17 protein-coding genes are annotated in these 21,769 nt (G+C 71.1%); 5 read left to right on the top strand and 12 right to left on the bottom strand.

The features are described from left to right. Positions 1-97: 97 nt before the first annotated feature. Positions 98-1,267 (top strand): septation protein SepH, encoded by a 1,170-nt coding sequence (gene sepH / locus BLU20_RS07815; protein WP_083372171.1) that lies wholly within the window; start codon positions 98-100, stop codon positions 1,265-1,267. Positions 1,268-1,278: 11 nt separating this feature from the next. On the opposite strand, the gene BLU20_RS07810 is transcribed toward sepH, so the two are convergent. Genes BLU20_RS07810 through BLU20_RS07795 form a run of 4 tightly spaced genes read right to left on the bottom strand, consistent with a single transcriptional unit; the run spans position 1,279 to position 6,344 of the window. Then, the gene (locus BLU20_RS07810; protein WP_029253560.1) at positions 1,279-1,914 is read right to left on the bottom strand and encodes a thymidine kinase; all 636 of its coding nucleotides are present in this window, start codon (positions 1,912-1,914) and stop codon (positions 1,279-1,281) included. Between the two features lies 1 nt (position 1,915). Continuing rightward, the gene (locus BLU20_RS07805) at positions 1,916-3,073 is read right to left on the bottom strand and encodes an alkaline phosphatase family protein (protein WP_231959148.1); all 1,158 of its coding nucleotides are present in this window, start codon (positions 3,071-3,073) and stop codon (positions 1,916-1,918) included. Then, positions 3,070-3,639: a DUF5998 family protein gene (locus tag BLU20_RS07800; RefSeq protein WP_029253562.1), complete on the bottom strand. Its 570-nt coding sequence runs from the start codon at positions 3,637-3,639 to the stop codon at positions 3,070-3,072. The genes BLU20_RS07805 and BLU20_RS07800 overlap by 4 nt, the downstream gene beginning before the upstream one ends. Positions 3,640-3,692: 53 nt before the next feature. Continuing rightward, on the bottom strand, positions 3,693-6,344 hold the full coding sequence (locus BLU20_RS07795) for a GNAT family N-acetyltransferase (protein WP_083372170.1): 2,652 nt from the start codon (positions 6,342-6,344) through the stop codon (positions 3,693-3,695). A 156-nt stretch (positions 6,345-6,500) separates the two neighbouring features. Between BLU20_RS07795 and BLU20_RS07790 the strand changes: the two genes are divergently transcribed. Continuing rightward, positions 6,501-8,969 (top strand): DNA gyrase/topoisomerase IV subunit A, encoded by a 2,469-nt coding sequence (locus tag BLU20_RS07790; protein WP_083372169.1) that lies wholly within the window; start codon positions 6,501-6,503, stop codon positions 8,967-8,969. Between the two features lie 10 nt (positions 8,970-8,979). Here the strand turns inward: BLU20_RS07790 and BLU20_RS07785 are convergent, their stop codons facing one another. Then, complete coding sequence (locus BLU20_RS07785; protein ID WP_172829046.1) at positions 8,980-9,981, bottom strand: GNAT family N-acetyltransferase; 1,002 nt, start codon at positions 9,979-9,981, stop codon at positions 8,980-8,982. An 83-nt stretch (positions 9,982-10,064) separates the two neighbouring features. On the opposite strand from BLU20_RS07785, the gene metH reads away from it, so the two are divergent. Then, positions 10,065-13,619: a methionine synthase gene (gene metH / locus BLU20_RS07780; RefSeq protein ID WP_083372167.1), complete on the top strand. Its 3,555-nt coding sequence runs from the start codon at positions 10,065-10,067 to the stop codon at positions 13,617-13,619. 18 nt (positions 13,620-13,637) lie between these two features. On the opposite strand, the gene BLU20_RS07775 is transcribed toward metH, so the two are convergent. From BLU20_RS07775 to BLU20_RS07760, 4 genes are all read right to left on the bottom strand, one after another. Next, positions 13,638-13,994, bottom strand: coding sequence for a DUF2200 domain-containing protein (locus BLU20_RS07775; protein ID WP_083372166.1), 357 nt, complete (start codon positions 13,992-13,994; stop codon positions 13,638-13,640). 146 nt (positions 13,995-14,140) lie between these two features. Then, positions 14,141-14,725, bottom strand: a complete 585-nt coding sequence (locus tag BLU20_RS07770) for a DUF6580 family putative transport protein (protein ID WP_083372165.1) — start codon at positions 14,723-14,725, stop codon at positions 14,141-14,143. After that, positions 14,704-15,144 (bottom strand): DUF4430 domain-containing protein, encoded by a 441-nt coding sequence (locus BLU20_RS07765; protein ID WP_083372164.1) that lies wholly within the window; start codon positions 15,142-15,144, stop codon positions 14,704-14,706. Before BLU20_RS07765 ends, BLU20_RS07770 begins: the two co-directional genes overlap by 22 nt. An 86-nt stretch (positions 15,145-15,230) precedes the next feature. After that, positions 15,231-17,360: a DNA gyrase/topoisomerase IV subunit B gene (locus tag BLU20_RS07760; protein ID WP_083372163.1), complete on the bottom strand. Its 2,130-nt coding sequence runs from the start codon at positions 17,358-17,360 to the stop codon at positions 15,231-15,233. Between the two features lie 100 nt (positions 17,361-17,460). On the opposite strand from BLU20_RS07760, the gene BLU20_RS07755 reads away from it, so the two are divergent. Next, positions 17,461-17,688: a DUF7455 domain-containing protein gene (locus tag BLU20_RS07755; protein ID WP_043110000.1), complete on the top strand. Its 228-nt coding sequence runs from the start codon at positions 17,461-17,463 to the stop codon at positions 17,686-17,688. A gap of 112 nt (positions 17,689-17,800) precedes the next feature. Here the strand turns inward: BLU20_RS07755 and BLU20_RS07750 are convergent, their stop codons facing one another. The 3 genes from BLU20_RS07750 to BLU20_RS07740 form a co-directional block, all read right to left on the bottom strand. After that, complete coding sequence (locus tag BLU20_RS07750; protein ID WP_231959147.1) at positions 17,801-19,408, bottom strand: RNA polymerase sigma factor; 1,608 nt, start codon at positions 19,406-19,408, stop codon at positions 17,801-17,803. Positions 19,409-19,600: 192 nt separating this feature from the next. Then, complete coding sequence (locus BLU20_RS07745) at positions 19,601-19,990, bottom strand: universal stress protein (RefSeq protein ID WP_083372161.1); 390 nt, start codon at positions 19,988-19,990, stop codon at positions 19,601-19,603. A 91-nt stretch (positions 19,991-20,081) separates the two neighbouring features. After that, positions 20,082-21,161: a DUF4192 domain-containing protein gene (locus BLU20_RS07740; RefSeq protein WP_083372160.1), complete on the bottom strand. Its 1,080-nt coding sequence runs from the start codon at positions 21,159-21,161 to the stop codon at positions 20,082-20,084. A gap of 117 nt (positions 21,162-21,278) precedes the next feature. Between BLU20_RS07740 and BLU20_RS07735 the strand changes: the two genes are divergently transcribed. Next, a complete protein-coding gene (locus tag BLU20_RS07735; protein ID WP_157270388.1) occupies positions 21,279-21,767 on the top strand; it encodes a hypothetical protein in 489 nt (162 codons plus the stop codon). Positions 21,768-21,769 lie beyond the last annotated feature (2 nt).

Genomic DNA, 21,769 nt, shown 5'->3' with positions numbered 1-21,769 from the left:
CTCACCGCGTCGCCTCCGCCGTCGTGGGCGGTCGAGGTGGCACCCTCGAAGATGTGCCGGTCGGATCGACGTGAACCGCGGACACTCGGAGGGACTGATGTCGGAGCTCGAGCTCGTGAAGCTGCATGAGGACGGAGAGCACCTGGTGCTGTCCGGACCCGGGGGCAAGACGTTCCTGCTGCCCATCACCGAGGCGCTGCGTGCCGCGGTGCGGCGCGACCGTGCCCGGATGGAGCACTGGCGCGCCGCCGACTCGGGAGGGCTCTCGCCCCGTGCGATCCAGTCGAGGCTGCGCGCCGGGGAGAGTCCCGAACACGTCGCGACGAGCGCGGGCGTCCCCCTGGAGCAGGTGCACCGATTCTCCGGACCCGTCCTGGCCGAGCAGGAGTACGTCGTCAGCAGGCTGAGGGCGGTCCCGGCGGACCCGTCCGACCCGGACAGCGACGATCTTCTCGGCGAACGGGTCGACGAGCGGCTCTCGCTGCGCAACGTGAGCGAGGAGGACCGGTCGTGGTCGGCCCGTCGTGAGCCCGGCGAGCCCTGGACGGTCGAGCTGCGGTTCGCCGTCGACGGGGACGAGCGGAAGGCGACGTGGTCGTTCGACCAGACCGACCGCGAGCACCACGCGCTCGACGACGAGGCGCGCTGGCTCGGGCAGGAGGCGGACGACACCGAGGTGTGGCGGACGGCGACGTCGGCCTACCGGGCCACCCGACCCGTCCTCGCGGCCGTGGACGACGGACCCCGCGAGGAGCCCCAGGACCCGACCCACTCGCTCCTGGACGACCTGAGCCTCCGCCGGGGTGTCCGCAACGACGACGAACCGCAGGAGCACGACGAGACGTCTCCCGTGGCCCCGGGCGTCGTCCTCAGCCTTGCGCGCGTCACACCCGAGCCGCCCCGGTCCGACCTGACCGACGACGACGACGACGGACCGTCGGAGAATCCCGGCTCAGCCCGCGACGAAGGCGGCCCGGAGGACGTCCCGTCCACGCAGGAGGTTCCTGTCGAGCAGGCCCCGGGTCGGGACGAGTCGTCGGCCGAGTCGGTCCCGACGACGTCGGAGAACTCGCCCGGCGGTGACGACGGTGCCTCGACGGAGCGGCGGGAGAAGCCGGAGCCCGACCAGACGTCGGCGACCGACGAGCAGGTCCCCGACCGCTCGGAGCGCACCGGCCCGTCCGCGAACCGCAACGGTCGACGCCGCAAGGGCCGTGCTGTCGTCCCCAGCTGGGACGACATCGTCTTCGGCGCCAAGCACGACTAGTCGCGCTTGCGTCAGAGCAAGGAGTCCTCGCCCGTCGTCCGCGCCCGCGCGGTGACCTCGGTCATGCGGCGCATGTGGTGCCGTCGGCAGAGGACCTCGTACCCGACGACGGCCCCGCTGTCCGTGTCTCCGACGACGACCTGCTCCCCCTCCACGACCATCAGCCCGTCGACGGTCCGGGCGTTGTGCGTCGCCCGGGCCCCGCACCAGCACAGCGACTGCACCTGGAGCACCTCGACGCGGTCCGCCAGCTCGATCAGGCGTGCGGACCCAGGGAAGAGCCGCGTGCGGAAGTCCGCGGTGATGCCGAACGCGAAGACGTCGATCTCGAGCTCGTCGACGAGTCTCGCGAGCTGCTCGACGTGCTCCGTGGAGTAGAACTGCGCCTCGTCACACACGACGTAGTCCACCGGCCGTCCCTGGCTGCGTGCGGACATGACCTCGGCCCACAGGTCGGTCTGGTCGTGGACCTCGTGGGCGAGAGCCTCGAGCCCGAGCCTGCTCGAGATCCGGTCCGAGCCCGCGCGGTCGTTGCGCGAGAAGATCAGCCCTTCGCGACCTCTGGCCGCGTGGTTGTGGTCCATCTGGAGAGCCAACGTGGACTTTCCGCAGTCCATCGTCCCGGAGAAGAACACCAGCTCGGCCATGTCATCGCACCTCTCGCAGCAGCGGGACGACCATCTCCACCTCGGTCAACGAGCCGTGCACCCCGATCAGCTCCATCGACGCGGGGGTCTGGCTCGACGAGTCCACGACCGTCGCTCGACCGCGCATGGCCACGAGGACGTCGCCCATGGCGGACCGTACGTGGTCCGCGAGCGGGCCGACAAGTCCTGCGGAGACAGCGTCGTCACGTGTGATCACCAGTGCCGCGTCGCCGAGGACGTCGCTCCACCGTTCGACCACCGCGGCGGGGTCGTCGGTGTACAGGTGGGTGGCGCGGGGCTCCCCCGCCACCATGTCGACCTGGGCCGCGAGCGCCGGATCCTGCGCGACGTCCCAGCGCAGGGCTCGGTCGACGTCGACCATCCCGTGGTCCGCGGTCAGCAGCACCGTCGTGCCCCGCGGGACCCGACGGAGCAGATCGGACAGCTCACGGTCGAACGCCTCGAGCTCGTCCCCCCACTGCCACGAGTCCGCCCCGTGATGGTGCCCGGCCTTGTCGACGTCTCCCCAGTAGAGGTACGCGAGGCCGGGTCGCCGCAGGACGTCGACCACGGCCTCGACCCGCTCGGCGAGCGACTCCGCCCGCACGTACCGTCCGCCACGCAGCGCGGCGCGCGTCATCCCCGATCCTTCGAACCGGCGCGGGCCCACCGACGTCACCGGCGTCGACGCAGCGGCAAGGCGCTCGAAGACCGTCGCCTCGCGCTGGACCGACTCGGGCGCGCTCGCACCGGCCCAGCTCACCATGTTCGCGAGCGTCCCCGTCGTCGCGTCGCGCTGGGTGTAGCCGAGCATGCCGGTGCGACCGGGGGCCGTCCCGGTGCCGAACGTCCCCATGGCTGCCGCCGTCGTGCTGGGGAAGCTCGACGTCAGCGCGAGCCCGCCGTCCAGGAGACCGCGCATGACGGGAGCGTGCCCCGAGCGTTCGCGCAGGTTGTGCAGGCCGAGCCCGTCGACGAGGACGACGCAGACGCGCTGCGCGGGTTCGAGCCCCAGCGCGCGGGCGGCCTGGACAGACGAGATCCCCGTCGACGTCGTGACGTCGAGGCCGAGCGCCCCGGCTGCGGCCGGGAGGACCGCGGCGAGCGAGAGGTGGTCGTACCGCGGCGCGACCATCGCGTCCGGGAGGGAGATGCTCACCGGACCCCGCTGACGGCGGACAGTCGGCGTGCGAAGTCGGTCGCCGAGCGCACGGCGTCGGCACCCTCGGCGTCGGCGCTGATCCGGACGACGACGTCGTCGGGCACGGACTGGCCCGTGTACCCGTGGTCCGCGTCGCACTGCGGGTCGGGGCACTGGGCGGGCTCCAGGTCGATCCGGTTGGCCGCTCCCCAGCCGACGGCGAGGGTGATCTCCGCCGCCCCCTGGCCGGGGCGATGGTGCTCGGGGTCGGCCATCACCTGCGTGAGGGTGACGGACCTCAGCGCGCTCAGCGGCACGGACTCCGTCGTCGCGGCGGCGGACGCCGACGGGTGCTCGCTGTCCGCGGGGTAGTCGTCGACGTGCGCCGAGACGAGACGCGTCCGGGTCAGCACGAGCACGGTCAGGTGCCGGCGGACCTCCGCCCCGTCGAAGGTGGTCTCGACGTGGACGAGGCTCGACTCCACCGCCTCGTCGGCGATCGCGACGTCCAGGACGTCGCGCACCAGCTCGGGGTAGTAGCCGGCTCGACGAAGCTCGGCGGACAGGAGGTCGGAGGGAGTCATCGATCGAGGCACGGCCCCATCATCCCATCGTGCCGACGGCCCGGGCCACCCCGTCAGGCCGGCAGCGCGCGTCGCAGGGTGTCCGCGCGGTGGGCGGGTGCGACGGTCAACCGCGCGGAGAGGACGGTGGCACCACGCTCGGCGACGACGACGGGGTACAGCTCGAGGCTGCGAAGCTCCGGCAGGTCGTCCGCCATGACGGACACGCGCGCGACGAGGTCCTCGAGTGCGGCGACGTCCGAGACCGGGGCGCCGCGGTAGCCGAAGAGCCGGGGCGCGGCCCGCACGGACCGAACGATCGTCGCCACGTCGACGTCCGTCAACGGAGGGACGCCGGAGGCCACGTCGGCGAGAAGGTCGACGGCGTCACCGGCGAGCCCGAAGGAGACGACCGGTCCGAAGAGCTGGTCCTCGGCGGAGCGGATCACGCACGCGACACCCTTGCCGGCCATCCGCTGGATCTCGAACGGGGCCGGGGCGACGGCGGGGACGACGTCCGTGAACGCGCCGAGCATGGCGGCGAAGTCCTCGCGCAGCTCGTCCGCGTCCTGGATGTCGAGGCGGACCGCGCCGAGGTCGGACCGGTGACGCAACGACTCGGCGGTGTGCTTGAGCGCGACGGGGTATCCGAGCTCGTCGGCCGCCCGGACCGCCTCGTCGACGGTCGAGACGTTGACCGTCTCCCACAGGTCGATGCCGTAGGCGTCGAGCACGGCATGCGTGTCGCGCTCGTCGAGCGCGACGGGTTCCGGCCCCGCGAGCGCCGACTCGACGACCGCGCGGGCCGCCGCCGGGCGCAGGCCGGGCGGACTGACGGAGACGCCCTGGTCCTGCGCCCGCCAGCGGACGTAGCGGACGACGGCGCCCAGCGCGGCCACCGCGTCCTCGGGTGTCGAGTAGGCGGGGACGATGCGCTCGACGCCCGCGGACGTCGCGGTCAGCTCCGGGTCCAGCCCGTGCAGGCCGAGCATCGACACGACGGACGTCCTGCCCGTCCGGGCCGCGGCTCGCGCGACGGCCGAGGCGACCCGACCCGTGCGGGGACGCAGCGTGGGGACGTGCACCACGACCACGGCGTCGCACGTCCCCTCGGCGTAGACCGCGTCGACGGCCGCGGTCACGGTCTCGTCGTCCGCGTCCTCGGCGAGCGAGCGCGAGACCTCCGCGACCTCCAGCCCGGCGGAGGACACCGCCTCGGCGACGAGCGCGGCGAGGGCGGGCGAGCTCGCGAGGATGCCGACCCGCCTGCCGGTCGGCAGCGGCTGGTGCTCGAGCAGCTGGGCGATGTCGACCAGGTGGTGCGTGTTGTCGGCGCGGATCACACCGGACTGTCGCAGCATCTCGTCGAGCGTCCGCCGGGGTGCCCGGGTCGTGCGGACGGCGTGCCCGGCGGGCACGACGTGTCCCGACCGGCCGGCCGTCACGACGACCACGGGCTTGACCCGCGAGAGCCGCCGCGCGATCCGGGAGAACTTCCGCGGGTTGCCGATCGACTCGAGGTAGAGGCAGACGACGTCGGTGTTCTCGTCGTCCTGCCAGTACTGCATCAGGTCGTTGCCCGAGACCCCGGCGCGGTTCCCCGCGGAGAGGAACGAGGAGACACCGAGCCGACGACGCGCGACCGTCGCGAGCAGGGTGACCGCCATCGGCGACGACTGGCAGAAGAACCCGACCCGCCCCGCAGGAGGGAGCTCTTCGCTCAGGCTCGCGTTCAGGTCGCCGTCCTCTCGGCGCACGAAGAGCCCGTAGCTCGCCGGCCCGACGACGCGCATCCCCGCGCCGTGGGCGGCACGCAGCAGGTCCCGCTGCAGCGCCAGGCCCTGCGCCCCTGCCTCGGCGTACCCGCCGGAGAGCAGGACGAGCGCCCGGACACCGAGGTTCTCCAGGTGCGGGACGACGTCGACCGCGATCTCCGGGGCGAGTGAGACGACGGCGAGCTCGACCGGTTCGTCGAGCACGTCGAGGTCGGAGGCCTGCGTGACGGTGACGACGAGGTGCCGGGTCTCCGCGGCACGGAGCGACGCCGCGACGCGCTCGGCGGCGTACGCCTGCAGGCACGGCCCGGGCGGACCGACGACGAGGACGGACCGGGCACCGAGCACCGCCTGCATCGACCGCGCCTCGGCGCGGTGCTCGCGGTCGGCCATCACCTCGCGCGAGCGTTCCGTGGGGTCGAGGTCCACCGAGACCTGGACGACACCGTCGTCCAGGTGCTGCGTCACCGCGTAGCCCGCCTCGCGGAACACGGCGATCATCCGCCCGTTCTGCGGCAGCACGTCCGCGGTGAAGCGGCGCACACCGACCTCGCGCGCCGCCGTCGCCAGGTGCTCGAGGAGGACGGATCCCACGCCTCGTCCCTGCGCGGCGTCGGCGATGTTGAACGCCACCTCGGCCTCGTCCCGGGCGACCCGGTCGAACCGTCCGACGCCCACGATCTCCTCGCCGTCGACCACCCGGCGGACGACGACGAGCGCCACCCGGTCGTGGTGGTCCACCGTGGTGAAGCGCTCCAGGTCACGCGCGGACAGCCGCTCCATGGGTGCGAAGAACCGCAGGTACGTCGACTGCTCCGACTGCGCCATGTGGAATCGCTGGAGCGCGTCCGCGTCGGTGGGCTCGATGGGACGCAGGTGCGCGGTCGACCCGTCGCGGAGCACGACGTCGGCCTCCCACTCGATCGGATAGCGCGGCTCGGTGTCGCTCACGCGATCAGCCTAGGCGACCAGGCGCGGCGCACCCAGGGCGCGCGCCGGTCGATGGCACGATGTCACCGGGTGTCCGTGGCATCGGCTACCGTGCCCTGCGCGAGGCCTTGTGCCCCGCCCCCGTCTTCCGCGCTTCGACAGGAGTTCCGAGCAGCCATGGCACGTAGGTCCTCCGGACCGGGCATCGACCCCGCCGAGATCCACGAGACGATCGTCGACATCGACGTCGCCGCTGAGATGGAGACGTCGTTCCTCGAGTACGCGTACTCCGTGATCTACTCCCGCGCCCTTCCGGACGCGCGGGACGGCCTCAAGCCGGTGCAGCGCCGGATCCTCTACCAGATGTCCGACATGGGGCTGCGTCCCGAGCGGCCGTACGTGAAGTCCGCACGCGTCGTCGGAGACGTGATGGGCAAGCTCCACCCGCACGGAGACAGTGCGATCTACGACGCGCTCGTCCGTCTCGCGCAGCCGTTCTCCCTGCGGCTGCCCCTCGTCGACGGGCACGGCAACTTCGGGTCCCTCGACGACGGGCCCGCTGCGGCGCGATACACCGAGGCGCGCCCCGCTCCCCCGTGGAACGCGATGACGGCGGGCCTGGACGAGGACGTCGTCGACTTCGTCCCGAACTACGACAACAAGCTCACGCAGCCCGAGGTGCTTCCGGCGGCGATCCCGAACCTCCTCGTCAACGGGGCGTCGGGCATCGCGGTCGGCATGGCCACCAACATGGCGCCGCACAACCTCGTCGAGGTCGTCGCCGCGGCGCGCCACCTGCTGGCGGACCCGGACGCGACGCTCGAGGACCTGATGAAGTTCGTCCCAGGTCCCGACCTGCCGAGCGGCGGCAAGATCGTCGGGCTCGACGGCATCCGCGACGCCTACCGGACGGGGCGCGGCTCGTTCCGCACCCGGGCGACCGCGCGCATCGAGAACATCACGCCGCGGCGCAAGGGCATCGTCATCACCGAGCTGCCGTACACCGTGGGGCCGGAGAAGGTCCGTGAGCAGATCAAGGACGGTCTGCAGAAGAAGAAGCTCGCCGGCATCGCCGAGTTCGTCGACCTGACCGACCGGACCAAGGGCATGCGGCTCGTCGTCGAGGTGAAGAACGGCTTCAACCCCGAGGCCGTCCTCGAGCAGCTGTACCAGCACACGCCGCTCGAGACGTCCTTCGGGATGAACAACGTCGCGCTCGTCGAGGGCCAGCCGCGCACCCTGGGCCTGCGCGAGATGCTGGAGGTGTGGGTCGACCACCGGATCGACGTCGTCCGGCGGCGCTGCACGTACCGGCTGGGCCGTCGGCGCGACCGTCTGCACCTCGTCGAGGGCCTGCTCCTGGCGATCGTCGACATCGACGAGGTCATCCAGGTCATCCGGTCGTCGGACGACGCGTCCGTGGCCCGCGAGCGCCTGGAGTCGGTGTTCGAGCTTTCCGAGGCCCAGGCGTCGTACATCCTCGACCTCCAGCTGCGGCGGCTGACGAAGTTCTCCCGGATCGAGCTCGAGAAGGAGGAGTCCCAGCTGCGCGAGGAGATCGCCGAGCTGGAGCGCATCCTGGCCGACGACGCCGTCCTGCGCCGCGTGGTCGGCGACGAGATGGCGGAGGTCGCGTCGACCTACGGCACTCCCCGCCGGACCGTCCTGCTCGACTCCGCCGGCGGGCAGAGCGTGGCCGCGAAGGCTGGGTCGAAGGCCCCGGCCGTGTCGTTGGAGATCGCGGACGCCCCCTGCTGGGTGCTCCTGTCCCCCACCGGGCTCGTGGCCCAGACCGCCGGGGCGGACGAGCCCGTGCGCACCGGGCGCCGCTCCGCGCACGACGCGATCCGTGGCCGGGTGCGCGCGACCACCCGCGGTGACGTCGGCTTCCTCACCTCCGGCGGTCGCGTCCTGCGCGTGCCGGTCCTCGAGCTCCCCGGGCTCCCGCCGACGGACGGGCCGCCGAGCCTTGCCGGAGGTGTGCCGCTGAGCGAGGTCGTGAGCCTCGACCAGGGCGAGGAGGTCGTCGCTCTCGTCTCGCTCGACGGCGACGCGCCACCTGTCGCGATCGGCACCGCAGGAGGGGTCGTGAAGCGGGTCTCGTTGAGCGACGCACCCTCGAACCGCGACGAGTGGGACGTCATCAGCCTGCGCGACGGCGACCGGGTCGTCGGGGCGGAGCACGCCTCGGACGACGACGAGGTCGTGTTCGTCAGCTCGGACGCCGCGCTCCTGCACTACTCCGCGTCGCTGGTGCGCCCGCAGGGACGCAGCGCGGCGGGCATGGCGGGGATCAAGCTCCCCGCCGGCGTGAGCGCCGTTGCGTTCGCGGTCGTCCCCGCGTCGGTCCGCGACCTGGTGCGGGTGGTCACGATCGCCGGGTCGTCCTCCGCATTGCCAGGCACCCAGACCGGCACCGCGAAGGTCACGCCGTACGAGCTGTACCCCGCGAAGGGACGGGCCACCGGAGGCGTCCGCGCCCATCGCTTCCTCAAGGGCGCCGACACACTGATCCACGCCTGGGTCGGCCAGGGACCGCCGCGCGCGCTCGGCGGCGCCGGGCAGCCGATCGACCTGCCGGCCGACGACGACCGACGCGACGGCTCGGGCGAACCGCTCTCCGCCTCGGTCGGCTCGATCGGCTGACGCGCTCCGGCTACACCTCGATCGTGTAGACGACGTCGGAGTGCCGTCGCCGGTATCCGAGCGAGGCATAGAGGTCGTCGGCCCCGGACGGGCTCGCCGAGTCGACGTCGAGGGCGGCGTACTCCATGCCGTCGGCCCGGAACCGCTCCATCGCCCGGGCGAGCAGCGCCGGGGCGATCCGCCGTCCCCGGAAGTCACGGACGACGCCCAGCAGCTCGGTGTACCCGAACGTGTATCCCACGACGGGCCACTCCTCCTCGGAGCGGCTGGCCAGCTCGTAGCCGACCACGCGTTCGTCCTCGCCGTCGCCCGCGACGGCGAGGAAGGACCACTCCGGTGCAAAGCCGTCCCGCCCTTGCGCCCATGCCTCGGCCGTCTGCTCCTCCGAGCCCCAGTGGTCCCGGAAGGCGTCGTTGTGCGCGACCCGCGTGGCCTCGTCGTACCGGTCCGCGTACGGGACGATCCGCACGTCGCCGCGAGGTTCCACCGTCGGGATCGGGTCGGTCAGGTCGCGGCGCATGATCGTGAAGTAGCGCGCGGGAGACATCCCTGCCCGGGCGAGCAGCGCGCGATGCCCCGCCGAGCCCTCACCGTCGTTCGTGCCCGCCATGATCCGACCGACGGCCGTGCTGTCCGAGGCCGCGAGGCGCTGCCGTGCGCGAGCAAGCTGCCAGTCGAGGAGGAGTCCTCCTACTCCCTGACGACGCAGCTCGGGGTCGACGCCCCCGTGCAGGACGATCCGGACCGCCCGCACGTCGCTGCCGGGCAACCGGTCGACCAGCGCGCAGGCGCGCAGCGTGGCGCCGTCGAACACCCCGAGGGAGTCGACCGCGAGGTCGTTCCACGAGTACGCCAGCTCCTCGGCGACGGCGCTCGGCGTCGTGCGCGTCGGCAGTGCGTCGGCGGCCTCGATCCGCTCCACGAGCACGGCGACCGCGGAGGCGTCGTCGACCGTCAGTGCCCGGACCGCGAGACCTGGGACCACGGGAGTGCTCGGGACGGGAGCGGACACACGCAGACAGAGCGGTTCACAAGTCATGGGCCCAACGTAAGACAGCATCCTGCCGCGTGCCCGGGGCACCTAGAATCGGGGCCATGTCACGCCCCGCCTTCACCCCTGGTTCTGCTGCCCTTCTCAACGCGGTCCGGCACCGCGTCGTCGTCGCGGACGGCGCGATGGGCACGATGCTGCAGGCTCAGGACCTGACGCTCGACGACTACCAGGGCCTCGAGGGCTGCAACGAGATCCTCAACGTCACGCGTCCGGACGCGATCGCCGCGGTCCACGACGCGTACTTCGCCGTCGGGGCCGACTGCGTGGAGACGAACACGTTCGGTGCCAACTGGTCGAACCTCTCGGACTACGACATCGACGACCGGATCGCCGAGCTGGCCGAGGCCGGCGCACGGATCGCCCGCGAGCGGGCCGACCACTGGTCGACGCCCGACAAGCCCCGGTGGGTGCTCGGCTCCATGGGCCCGGGGACCAAGCTTCCGAGCCTCGGCCACACGACGTACGACCACCTCAAGCAGACGTTCGCGCTCCAGGCCGAGGGGCTCGTCCGTGGTGGCGCGGACGCGGTGCTGGTCGAGACGAGCCAGGACCTGCTCCAGACCAAGGCCGCCGTGAACGGGTCTCTCGAGGCCATGGAGCGTCTCGGCTCGTCGATCGCGATCTTCGTCTCCGTGACCGTCGAGACCACCGGCACGATGCTCATGGGCTCGGAGATCGGCGCGGCGCTCACGACCCTCCAGGCCCTCGACATCGACGCGATCGGGCTCAACTGCGCCACGGGCCCCGCCGAGATGAGCGAGCACCTGCGCCATCTGTCGAAGCACGCCACCATCCCCGTGACCTGCATGCCGAACGCCGGGCTTCCCGTCCTCGGCAAGGACGGCGCCTCCTACCCGCTGACGGCCGCCGAGCTCGCGGCCTCGCACGCGCAGTTCGCCACCGAGTTCGGCCTCGGACTGGTCGGTGGCTGCTGCGGGACCACACCGGAGCACATCCGCCAGGTCGTCGAGGCCGTGGGGGGACAACCCGTGGCGGAGCGCGAACCAGCGCGCGAGAACGGCGTCGCGAGCCTCTACTCGCACGTCGACTTCACCCAGGACTCCGCGTTCCTCGCGATCGGCGAGCGCACCAACGCCAACGGATCCAAGGCGTTCCGCGAGGCGATGCTCGCCGGCGAGTGGGACGAGTGCGTGCAGATCGCCCGGACCCAGACCCGCGAGGGCGCACACCTGCTCGACGTCTGCGTCGACTACGTGGGGCGTGACGGCGTCGCCGACGTCCGCGAGATCGTCTCGCGGTTCGCGAGCGCCTCCACCCTCCCCCTCGTGATCGACTCGACCGAGCCCGACGTGATCCGCGCGGGGCTCGAGCTCGTCGGCGGCCGTGCCGTCGTGAACTCGGTGAACTTCGAGGACGGCGAGGGCGAAAGCTCCCGCTTCCGCCGGATCATGCCGGCCGTCAAGGAGCACGGTGCCGCCGTGATCGCCCTGACCATCGACGAGGAGGGGCAGGCACGCACCACCGAGCACAAGGTGGCGATCGCCTCCCGCCTCATCGACACGCTCGTCGACGAGTGGGGCATGCGCCGCGACGACATCATCGTCGACACGCTCACGTTCCCGATCGCCACCGGGCAGGAGGAGACCCGTCGCGACGGGATCGAGACCATCGAGGCCATCCGTGCGCTCGTCGCCAAGTACCCGGGTGTGCACACGACCCTCGGGGTCTCGAACGTGTCGTTCGGGCTCAACCCCGCCGCGCGGACCGTCCTGAACTCGGTGTTCCTGCACGAGTGCGTGCAGGCCGGCCTCGACTCGGCGATCGTGCACGCGGCCAAGATCCTCCCCCTGAACAAGATCCCCGACGAGCAGCGCCAGGCCGCGCTCGACCTGATCTGGGACAAGCGGGTCTACGACGACGCGGGGAACCTGACGCACGACCCGCTCTCCCACCTGCTGGATCTCTTCTCCGGGGTGGACTCGGCGGCCCTCAAGGACCAGCGCGCCGCCGAGATGGCGGCGCTCCCGGTCGGCGAACGCCTCTCGCGCCGCATCATCGACGGCGAGGGCAAGGGCCTGGAGGCCGACCTGGACGAGGCTCGGGCGACCGGGACCTCCGCGCTGGAGATCGTCAACGATCACCTCCTGGCCGGGATGAAGGTCGTCGGCGAGCTCTTCGGCAAGGGCGAGATGCAGCTGCCGTTCGTCCTCCAGTCCGCCGAGGTGATGAAGTCCGCGGTCGCACTCCTCGAGCCTCACATGGAGAAGACCGAGGCCGCCGGCAAGGGCACGATCGTCCTGGGCACCGTGCGCGGCGACGTGCACGACATCGGCAAGAACCTCGTCGACATCATCCTGACGAACAACGGCTACGATGTCGTCAACATCGGGATCAAGCAGCCCGCGAGCGCCTTCATCGAGGCGGCGGAGGAGCACGGGGCCGACGTCATCGGCATGTCCGGTCTGCTCGTGAAGTCCACGGTGGTCATGAAGGAGAACCTCGAAGAGCTCAACACGCGAGGCCTTGCGGACAAGTACCCGGTCCTGCTGGGTGGAGCCGCACTGACCCGCACGTATGTCGAGGACGACCTCGACGCCGTGTACGACGGCCAGGTGCGCTACGCCCGCGATGCGTTCGAGGGACTGCGCCTGATGGAACCGCTGGTGCGGATCGCCCGCGGCGAGGCCCCCGACAGCGTCGGGCTCCCCCCGCTCAAGAAGCGCCGGCACGCGACCGTCACCGTGACCGAGACGCCGGTCGAGGACCTCCCGGCGCGCTCCGACGTCGCGATCGACAACGACGTCCCCGAACCGCCCTTCTGGGGAACCCGCATCGTCAAGGGGCTTCAGCTCGCGGAGTACTCTGCGCTGCTGGACGAGCGTGCGACGTTCATGGGCCAGTGGGGCCTCAAGCCGGGTCGCGGCGAGGACGGGCGATCGTACGAGGACCTCGTCGAGACGGAGGGCCGCCCCCGGCTCCGCGAGTGGCTGAGCCGCATCGCCGCCGAGGGAATGATGGACCCGACCGTGATCTACGGGTACTTCCCCGTGTGGTCCGAGGGTGACGACGTCGTCGTCGCCCACCACGACGGACCCGACGGCGGCTCCGGCGGAGAACCCGGCACCGAGCGGCTCCGATTCACGTTCCCGCGTCAACGTCGCGACCGGCACCTGTGCCTGGCGGACTTCGTCCGTCCGCGCGCATGGGTCGAGGAGACGGGCCGGTTCGACGTCCTGCCCGTCCAGCTGGTGACGATGGGCGACGCGGTCGACGCCCACACCGCGAAGATGTTCGCCGCGAACCAGTACCGCGACTACATGGAGCTGCACGGGCTCTCGGTCCAGCTCACCGAGTCGCTCGCCGAGTTCTGGCACGCGCGCGTCCGGGACGAGCTCGGGCTCGCGGGCGAGGAACCGGGGACGGTCGAGGGGTACTTCAAGCTCGAGTACCGCGGCGCCCGCTTTTCGCTCGGCTACCCCGCGTGCCCCGAGATGGAGGACCGCCGCAAGGTCGTCGAGCTGCTGCGCCCCGAACGCGTCGGTGTCGTGCTCAGCGACGAGCTGCAGCTGCACCCCGAGCAGTCGACGGACGCCTTCGTCCTGCACCACCCGGAGGCGAAGTACTTCAGCGTGTGACAGACGGCAAGGACGGCGTCACGCGGGTGTACGGAGGATGTTCTCCATCTTCTTGCCCCGCGCGACCTCGTCGACCAGCTTGTCCATCCACCGGATCTGCTGCATCAACGGGTCCTCGATGTCCTCGACCCGGTGCCCGCAGATCACGCCGGTGATCAAGGGCGCGTTCGGGTTCATCGCGGGGGCCTGGGCGAAGAACTCCTCCATGGTGGACTCGTCCTCGATCGTCCGGTCCAGGGCGTTCTCGTCGTAGCCGGTCAGCCACTCGACGACCTGGTTCAGCTCGGCCCTGCTGTGCCCCTTGCGCTCGACCTTGTTCACGTACAAGGGGTAGATGCTCGCGAAGGTCATGTCGAAGATCTTGTGCCGGGTCATGGTGGTGCTCCTCGCTCGTGCTGCCGACGGGTCGATGACTCCCATTGTCGCCCACGGGCGGCCGCTTCTCCCGGGCACAGCACGGCGGGCCCGGGGAACTCCCCGGGCCCGCCGTCGGGTCGGCGCCCCGGCGCCGACGGAGTGGTTCAGCGCGAGGGTGCGACCGCCGGCACCTGCGCCAGCCCGGCGTGCTGCTCGAGCCGCTCGACGACGCTCACGAGCGCGGCGGCGGCAGGGACCAGGACGAGGTTGCCGACGAGCATCGTCCGGAAGAACGGCAGGCCGGCGACGTAACTCGCGATCAGGCCGTCGAGCCCGGCCGGGTAGTACACGCCCCGCGCGAAGAACCAGACGCCCGCGTTGGTCCAGAGGAAGAACCAGACGGAGGACCCGACGCCGAACCCGAGCGCGGTCAGGAAGCGGTGACGGTCGCCGAGTCGGCGGACGGCGAAGGCCGCCACCCCGATCACGGCCCACGCCGACCACGTGAACAGCGCGATCGACGTGTTGCCCATCAGGACGTCCGAGCCGACGGTCGCGACCAGCGGAACGGCGAGCGCCACCGGATGGCGCAGGAGCAGAGCGGCCGCGAACGTCGCGGCCGTGACGATCTCAAGGTTGGGCGGGAGGCCCAGGTCCTCACGGACGAGGCGGAACCCCAGCGCGAGGACGACGAGCACCGCCGCCAGTGCGGGTCGCCACCATTGCGTCAGAAGGTCTCGAGCTTCCATGTCACTACATCCTCGTCGGTCGTGGTGTAGACGCCAGCACCCACCTGGGCCTGCTCGCCGTTGACGTAGAACGCCCAGAACTCGTTCGTGGTGTCGTCGGCCTCGCGACCTCCGATCCCGGTCACGAAGCCATTCTCGCCCTCACCGCTGACGACCGCCTCCGGGTCGCCCTCCGTGAGGAGGTCGAGGGCCGTCTCGCCCTCCTGGCCGTCGTAGGTGGCCTCGACGACGTCGCCCGTGTCGTCGGTCGTCATCTCGACCTCGACCGAGGACGTGGACTCCTCCGACGACTCGGAGACCGCCGGGCTGTCGTCCTCGGACGCGTCCTGCGCGCATCCGGAGAGGAGAGCAGCGGTCACGAAGAGGCCGGCACCGAGGGTCGCGAGGCGACGGGGCGTCCTGAGCAGTGTTGAGGTCACGACCGCATCCTAGGCGCGCCCGGGCAGAGCCTCCCGACCGGTCCAGCGCCCGGACGCTGTGACGGTGAACACGCCGTCACCCGTGCTCAGACGTCGATCCGGGACTGGTCGAGCTCTCGCGCACCCGCCACGATGAACTCCTTGCGCGGGGCGACGTCCGAACCCATGAGCAGCTCGAAGACCCGCTCGGACGCCTCCGCGTGCTCGGCCGTGACGCGGCGCAGGGTCCGGTGCCGCGGGTCCATGGTCGTCTCCGCGAGCTGGTCGGCGTCCATCTCGCCGAGTCCCTTGTACCGCTGGATGTCGTCCTTGTAGCGACGACCCGCCTTGTCGAGCTTCCGCAGCGTCGTGTTCAGCTCCGCCTCGGAGTAGGTGTAAATGTACTCCCCCTTGCGACGGCCGCTCCCGACGACCTCGATGCGGTGCAGGGGCGGGACCGCCGCGTAGACGCGTCCGTTGTCGATCATCGGCCGCATGTAGCGGAAGAACAGCGTCAGCAGCAGCGTCCGGATGTGGGCGCCGTCGACGTCGGCGTCCGTCATCAGCACGATCTTTCCGTACCGGGCCGCCTCGAGGTCGAACGAGCGCCCCGACCCGGCACCGATCACCTGGATGATCGCCGCGCACTCGGCGTTCTTCAGCATGTCGCTGAGCGAGGCCTTCTGGACGTTGAGGATCTTGCCGCGGATGGGCAGAAGTGCCTGGAAGTTCGAGTCGCGGGCGAGCTTGGCCGTACCCAGGGCGCTGTCCCCCTCGACGATGAACAGCTCGCTCGAACCGACGTCGTTGCTGCGGCAGTCCGCCAGCTTGGCCGGCAGCGACGAGGACTCCAGCGCGTTCTTGCGGCGCGAGATCTCCTTCTGCTTGCGGGCCGAGACCCGCGCCCGCATCTCCGCGACGACCTTGTCCATCAGGAGCGTCGCCTGGGTCTTGTCGTCCCGCTTCGCGGAGCTGAACCTCGCCGTCAACTCCTTCTCGACGACGCGTGCCACGATCCCCCGGACCGGCGCGGTGCCGAGGACCTCCTTGGTCTGCCCCTCGAACTGAGGCTCGGCCAGTCGGACCGTGACGACGGCGGTCAGCCCGGCGAGCACGTCGTCCTTCTCGATCTTCTCGGAGCCGTCCTTCGTCGAGACCTTGAGCCGCCGTGCGTTCGCCTCGACGGCCTTGCGGACGACCTTCAGCAGACCCGCGTCGAAACCCGCCTGGTGCGAGCCACCCTTCGGCGTCGAGATGATGTTGACGAAGCTCCGGACCTCGGTTCCGTAGCCGGTCCCCCACCGGACCGCGATGTCGACCTCGCACTCCCGCTCCACGGGCTGGGGCGTCATGTGCCCGCGGTCGTCGAGCACGGGGACCGTCTCGGTGAACGACCCCGAGCCCGTCAGGTGCCACGTGCTCGTCACTGCGGCGTCGGGCGCCAGGAACTCGGCGAAGTCGACGGTTCCGCCCGAGTGGACGAAGGACTCCTCCGAGGGGCCGTCCTCCCCCGGGGTCCCGGCCAGGCCACGCTCGTCGCGCACGGTGATCCGCAGGCCCGGCACGAGGAACGTGGTCTGACGTGCCCGGGTGACGAGCTCGTTGTACGCGAACCGAGCATCCTTCGGGAAGACCTGACGGTCCGCCCAGTAGCGCACGCGGGTGCCGGTCACCCCTCGCTTGACCTTGCCGACGACGGCCAGCTCCGAGCGAGAGACGAACGGCTCGAACGGTGAGTCGGGACTCGGCTCCTTACCCCGGTCGTCGAACTGCCCGGGTTCCCCACGGTGGAACGTCATCCGGTGCGTCTTGCTGCCGCGGTCCACCTCGACGTCGAGTCGAGCCGACAGGGCGTTCACCACCGAGGCTCCCACACCGTGCAGGCCGCCGGAGGCCGTGTACGACCCGCCGCCGAACTTGCCACCGGCGTGCAGCTTGGTGAACACGACCTCGACCCCGGAGAGCCCGGTCTTCGGCTCGACGTCCACGGGGATCCCGCGCCCGTCGTCCTCCACCGTCACCGACGAGTCCGCGTGGAGCACGACGCGGATCTGCGAGCAGTTCCCGGCCAGGGCCTCGTCGACGGAGTTGTCGATGATCTCCCAGAGGCAGTGCATCAGACCGCGCGAGTCGGTCGACCCGATGTACATCCCGGGGCGCTTGCGCACCGCTTCGAGACCTTCGAGGACGGAGAGGTGGCGGGCGGTATAGCTGGAGTCCGCTGAAGTGGCTGTCACGAGGCCCCAGCGTAGACGAGGCCGACGACACGGCGGACAAGGCGCTACGCGCGGAGCGAACCCTGCACCAGATCGACGAGGAAGGTGGTTACATGGTGGTGTGAATGCTACGACCACTGAACCGCTGACCGCTGCCGACCGGTGCGACCGCTGCTCGGCCCAGGCCTACGTGCGTGTCGTCCTCGAACACGGAGAACTCCTGTTCTGCGGCCACCACGCGCGCGCCCACGCGGACGCCTACTCCGACGTGGCAACCTCCGTCCAGGACGAGACCGACCGCCTCCTCGCCGAGCACGGAAGTGCACCGGCCGGAGCACGCGCGGAGTAGTTCCCCCGCACGCCCGGATCGCACGAAGGCCCCCACCCGTTCGGGTGGGGGCCTTCGTCGTCGGACGCGGACCGGCCGGTCGGACCCGACAGGTCCGACCGCGCTGCCGGTCTCAGTCGAGGTAGTCGCGCAGCACCTGCGAGCGGCTCGGGTGGCGCAGCTTCGACATCGTCTTGGACTCGATCTGTCGGATCCGCTCACGTGTCACGCCGTAGACCTTGCCGATCTCGTCGAGGGTCTTGGGCTGGCCGTCCTGCAGCCCGAAGCGCATCGAGACGACGCCGGCCTCGCGCTCAGAGAGCGTGTCGAGCACCTGGTGCAGCTGCTCCTGGAGCAGCGTGAAGCTCACGGCGTCGGCCGGGACGACCGCCTCGGAGTCCTCGATCAGGTCGCCGAACTCGCTGTCGCCGTCCTCACCGAGGGGAGTGTGCAGGGAGATCGGCTCGCGCCCGTACTTCTGGACCTCGACGACCTTCTCCGGCGTCATGTCGAGCTCCTTGGCGAGCTCCTCGGGCAGCGGCTCACGACCGAGGTCCTGCAGCATCTGCCGCTGGACCCTCGCGAGCTTGTTGATGACCTCGACCATGTGGACCGGGATACGGATGGTCCGTGCCTGGTCCGCCATCGCGCGGGTGATCGCCTGACGGATCCACCAGGTCGCGTACGTCGAGAACTTGTAGCCCTTGGTGTAGTCGAACTTCTCGACCGCACGGATCAGGCCGAGGTTCCCTTCCTGGATCAGGTCCAGGAAGAGCATGCCGCGGCCGGTGTAGCGCTTCGCGAGCGAGACGACGAGGCGCAGGTTCGCCTCGAGCAGGTGGTTCTTCGCCCGACGGCCGTCGTGCGCGATCCACTTGAGGTCGCGGATCATCTTCTTGTCGGTGATCTCACCGGAGTTCAGTCGCTCGTCCGCGAAGAGACCAGCCTCGATCCGCTTCGCGAGCTCGACCTCCTGCTCCGCGTTGAGGAGCGCGACCTTGCCGATCTGCTTGAGGTAGTCCTTCACCGGGTCGGCCGTGGCCCCCGCGGTGACGACCTGCTGCGCCGGCGCGTCGTCGTCGTCCGCGTCGGAGACGACGAACCCGCGGTTCTCGTCGCCGTCGGCCTTCGGGACCTCGACGATGCGCTTCTTGCGCTCCGCCTCGGGGTGGTCCTCGGCCAGCTCGCCGTCGGGCTCCGGAAGACGCGGCGCCTGCTTCGGCTTCGGGCCACCCTTCGCCTTCGCCTTCGCAGCCGGCTTCTTCGCGGTGCTCGCGTCCTCCTCGGACGCCTCGTCCGCCGGAGCCGCCTTGGCCTTGGTCGGGGCCGCCTTCTTCGCGGCCGTCTTCGCCGGCGCGGTCTTGGCGGTGGTCGACTTGGCCGTCGTCTTCTTGGCGGCGGGCTTCGTCGCACTCTCCGCGTCGTCGGACTCTGCAGCCTTGACCGGCTTCTTGCGGGTGGTCGGCTTCGTCGCCTTGGCGGTAGCCGTCGTACGACTGACCGTCTCGGCGGCTGCCGCCACGGCCGACGACGACGGGATCTCGACCTCGACCCCCGCACCGGCGAGTGCACGCAGCACGGCCTTCAACCGCTTGGCGTCACCCACTCCGGCGGTCTCGCAGGCGGTCCGGAACGACGACGCGTCGATCCGTCCGTCTTCGCTCCCGCGTCGGAGCAGACCCTGAAGGGCCTCGTGCTCGAACTCACGGGGAAGGGTGGTGGGCTGAGAAGTGGACGCCACGAAGGACCTTTCAGCTGTTCGTCGGTGGGCCGGAGAACCGCTCGGCATCCGGCGAGGGGGCGCATGATCGTGCCTGGCTCGCCGTCGGGCGCGGTGGACTCCCTCTATTGTACTGCCCCACCGCGGCCGCTCAACGGCACGGCGGGCTCATACGATGCGCAACCACGGCTCTCGACGCGTTATTCCCGCCGGTCAGGGGCGCGCAGGCTTGACCGCGAGCACCGGACACGGCGCCTCGAGAAGAATCCGCTGCGCATTCGATCCGAGGATGAGCTTGCCGACCGGGCTCCGTCGACGCAGCCCGATCACGAGGAGGTCGGCGTCCACCTCCAGGGCAGCCGAGACGAGGTCGTCGGCGACGTCGACGCTCTCGTTGACGACGCGGATCTGGTGCGTCACCCCCGCGTCCACGAAGCGGGCGCCGAGCTGGTCGAGCTCGGCGTCCTCGGTCTCTGGCACGGCGCCGTCGCGTCGACTGACGACGACGACGACCTCGCCCCCGGTCCGCTCGCCCTCGGCGATGGCGGCGTTCAGTGCTTCCTGTCCCTCGGCTGTGGCCAGGTGGCCGACGACGATGGTCATGATGGTCCTCCGTCGGAAGATCGAATGCGCGTGCGCGCTCCGGATGACACTCGGTGGAGCGCCTTGCCCGACCGTACCGGACGCCTCCGCGCTACCGCGCGCTTCGCAACCATCCCGGTGCGAGGCCCGCCGAGAGCGCCGCGTCGAGGAGTCGAGCCAGTCGGTACGCCGGGTCCGCCTCGAGCGCCTCGCGCAGTCGCTCCCCGGCGCGACCGCCGTCGCCCTGCCACCACGCGACGAGAGCAAGGAGCGTTCCTGCCGCGGCCCGTGGGTGCGCGCCGGTCGACGCGGCGACTTGTTCGAGGACGACCACCCCCGGCCGGAGACTCTCCTTCGGCGGCGCGATCCCCACGTCCGGGTCGACGATCGCGGCGATCGCGGCTCCTGTCCGGTCGGCGACGTCACCGGCCCGCGAGCCCGCGGCGGTCTTGTCGACGAGATCTGCGTCACCCCGGACGAGATGCAGGAGGACGGCGTCGCGGACGCGGATGTCCTCGAGGGCCGCAGCGACCCGTCCGATCGTCGCCGGAGGGACCTCGTCGTCGGCACGTGCGCTGCCGACGGCACGCCGCCACGACTCCAGGCCGTCTCGCCGCCAGTCAGGTTCGGCGGTGGCCCGCCGCAGCCGCGCGCGTCGCAGGGCGGCCGTGACCGAACGCCGCCGAGCGGGTTCGACCGCCGGGAGCGCGAACGCGGCGTCGCGGGAGTCGGCGACGGACGACCCGGCGACGACCATGTGTGCCCCGACCTCGGTGGACTCGAGATCCGTCAGCGGCCGCCCACCCTCGGGGCAGCAGCGTGTCGGCTCACAGTCGAGGCACCCGTACCCGTGTGGTGAGACCCACCAGGTGACGACGTCGACCACGACGGCCGCGAGCATCTTCTCCACCCGGTGCGCGACCGACCAGGCGCGAGCGTCCGGCCGTGGCTCGCGGTCGTCGTAGACGACCTGGACGACGCGCTCGGCACCGTCGCCCCGCATGTGCTGCGCGAGAAGTGTCGCGCCACCGTTCTCGACGTCGTCGAGATCCATCCGTGCGACGAGCCCGACCCGGCCGCCTGACGGTCGCAACGAGACGACGACGATGCTGCCGGCCGGACGGAATCCCAGCCGGTGCGGGATGTAGGCGATCAGTTCTGCGGGGTTCTCGACCCGGATCGTGGTGTCCATGGACCCATGCAAGCGCGCGGGGTCCCGTCCTCGCCCAGGCGGGCCCTTGGTGCTGTGGACGACCACCTGTGGACGACCGTGGCTCCTGCCGTCGCCGCGCAGCACTACGGTATGCCCGTGGAACTCATCGCCCCCGGGAGGGCTCGTCGACTGGTCGTGGTCGGACTCGTCCTTCTGACCGCCACCGCGTGCACGACCGTCGAGGAGCCCACGAGCGAGCCGACAGCAGCACACGCCGGGTTCGACCCGGCGTCGACGGTGGGCACGCTGGCGCCCGGACTTCCCGCCGTCGTGGCGCAACCGGCCCCGGGGGCCGAGGTGCTGGCCTCCTCGGTGCGCGAGGACGGCGCGCTCGTCGTCGTCTCCGTCAATCTCCGCACGCCGGACGGCCCCGAGGACGTCGCCGCCTACTACGACGAGCTCCTGTCAGGATCCGGGTTCGACGCGAGCGGCGACCCGACCCAGCGGGTCTACGCGCGCACGACCGGCGAGGGCACCTCGGAGCAGACCGACGAGTCCGTCGTGCTGATGACGGTCGAGGACGACGGCAGCACCCTGGTCTCCCTCAGCGGACGCCTGGTCCCGGACGACGACACCCTAGGCTGAGT

It is taken from the genome of Paraoerskovia marina (assembly GCF_900105445.1).
Classification (GTDB): Bacteria; Actinomycetota; Actinomycetes; order Actinomycetales; family Cellulomonadaceae; genus Paraoerskovia; species Paraoerskovia marina.
The sequence above is the reverse complement of the archived record's forward strand: the minus strand, read 5'-3'. Positions and strand labels throughout refer to the sequence as shown.

Coding starts and splice junctions, on each gene's coding strand:
- BLU20_RS07770 (WP_083372165.1), bottom strand. CDS start 14,725: ATGGAAGCTCGAGACCTTCTGACGCAATGGTGGCGACCCGCACTGGCG.
- BLU20_RS07790 (WP_083372169.1), top strand. CDS start 6,501: ATGGCACGTAGGTCCTCCGGACCGGGCATCGACCCCGCCGAGATCCAC.
- BLU20_RS07810 (WP_029253560.1), bottom strand. CDS start 1,914: ATGGCCGAGCTGGTGTTCTTCTCCGGGACGATGGACTGCGGAAAGTCC.
- BLU20_RS07775 (WP_083372166.1), bottom strand. CDS start 13,994: ATGACCCGGCACAAGATCTTCGACATGACCTTCGCGAGCATCTACCCC.
- sepH (WP_083372171.1), top strand. CDS start 98: ATGTCGGAGCTCGAGCTCGTGAAGCTGCATGAGGACGGAGAGCACCTG.
- BLU20_RS07800 (WP_029253562.1), bottom strand. CDS start 3,639: ATGACTCCCTCCGACCTCCTGTCCGCCGAGCTTCGTCGAGCCGGCTAC.
- BLU20_RS07740 (WP_083372160.1), bottom strand. CDS start 21,161: ATGGACACCACGATCCGGGTCGAGAACCCCGCAGAACTGATCGCCTAC.
- metH (WP_083372167.1), top strand. CDS start 10,065: ATGTCACGCCCCGCCTTCACCCCTGGTTCTGCTGCCCTTCTCAACGCG.
- BLU20_RS07745 (WP_083372161.1), bottom strand. CDS start 19,990: ATGACCATCGTCGTCGGCCACCTGGCCACAGCCGAGGGACAGGAAGCA.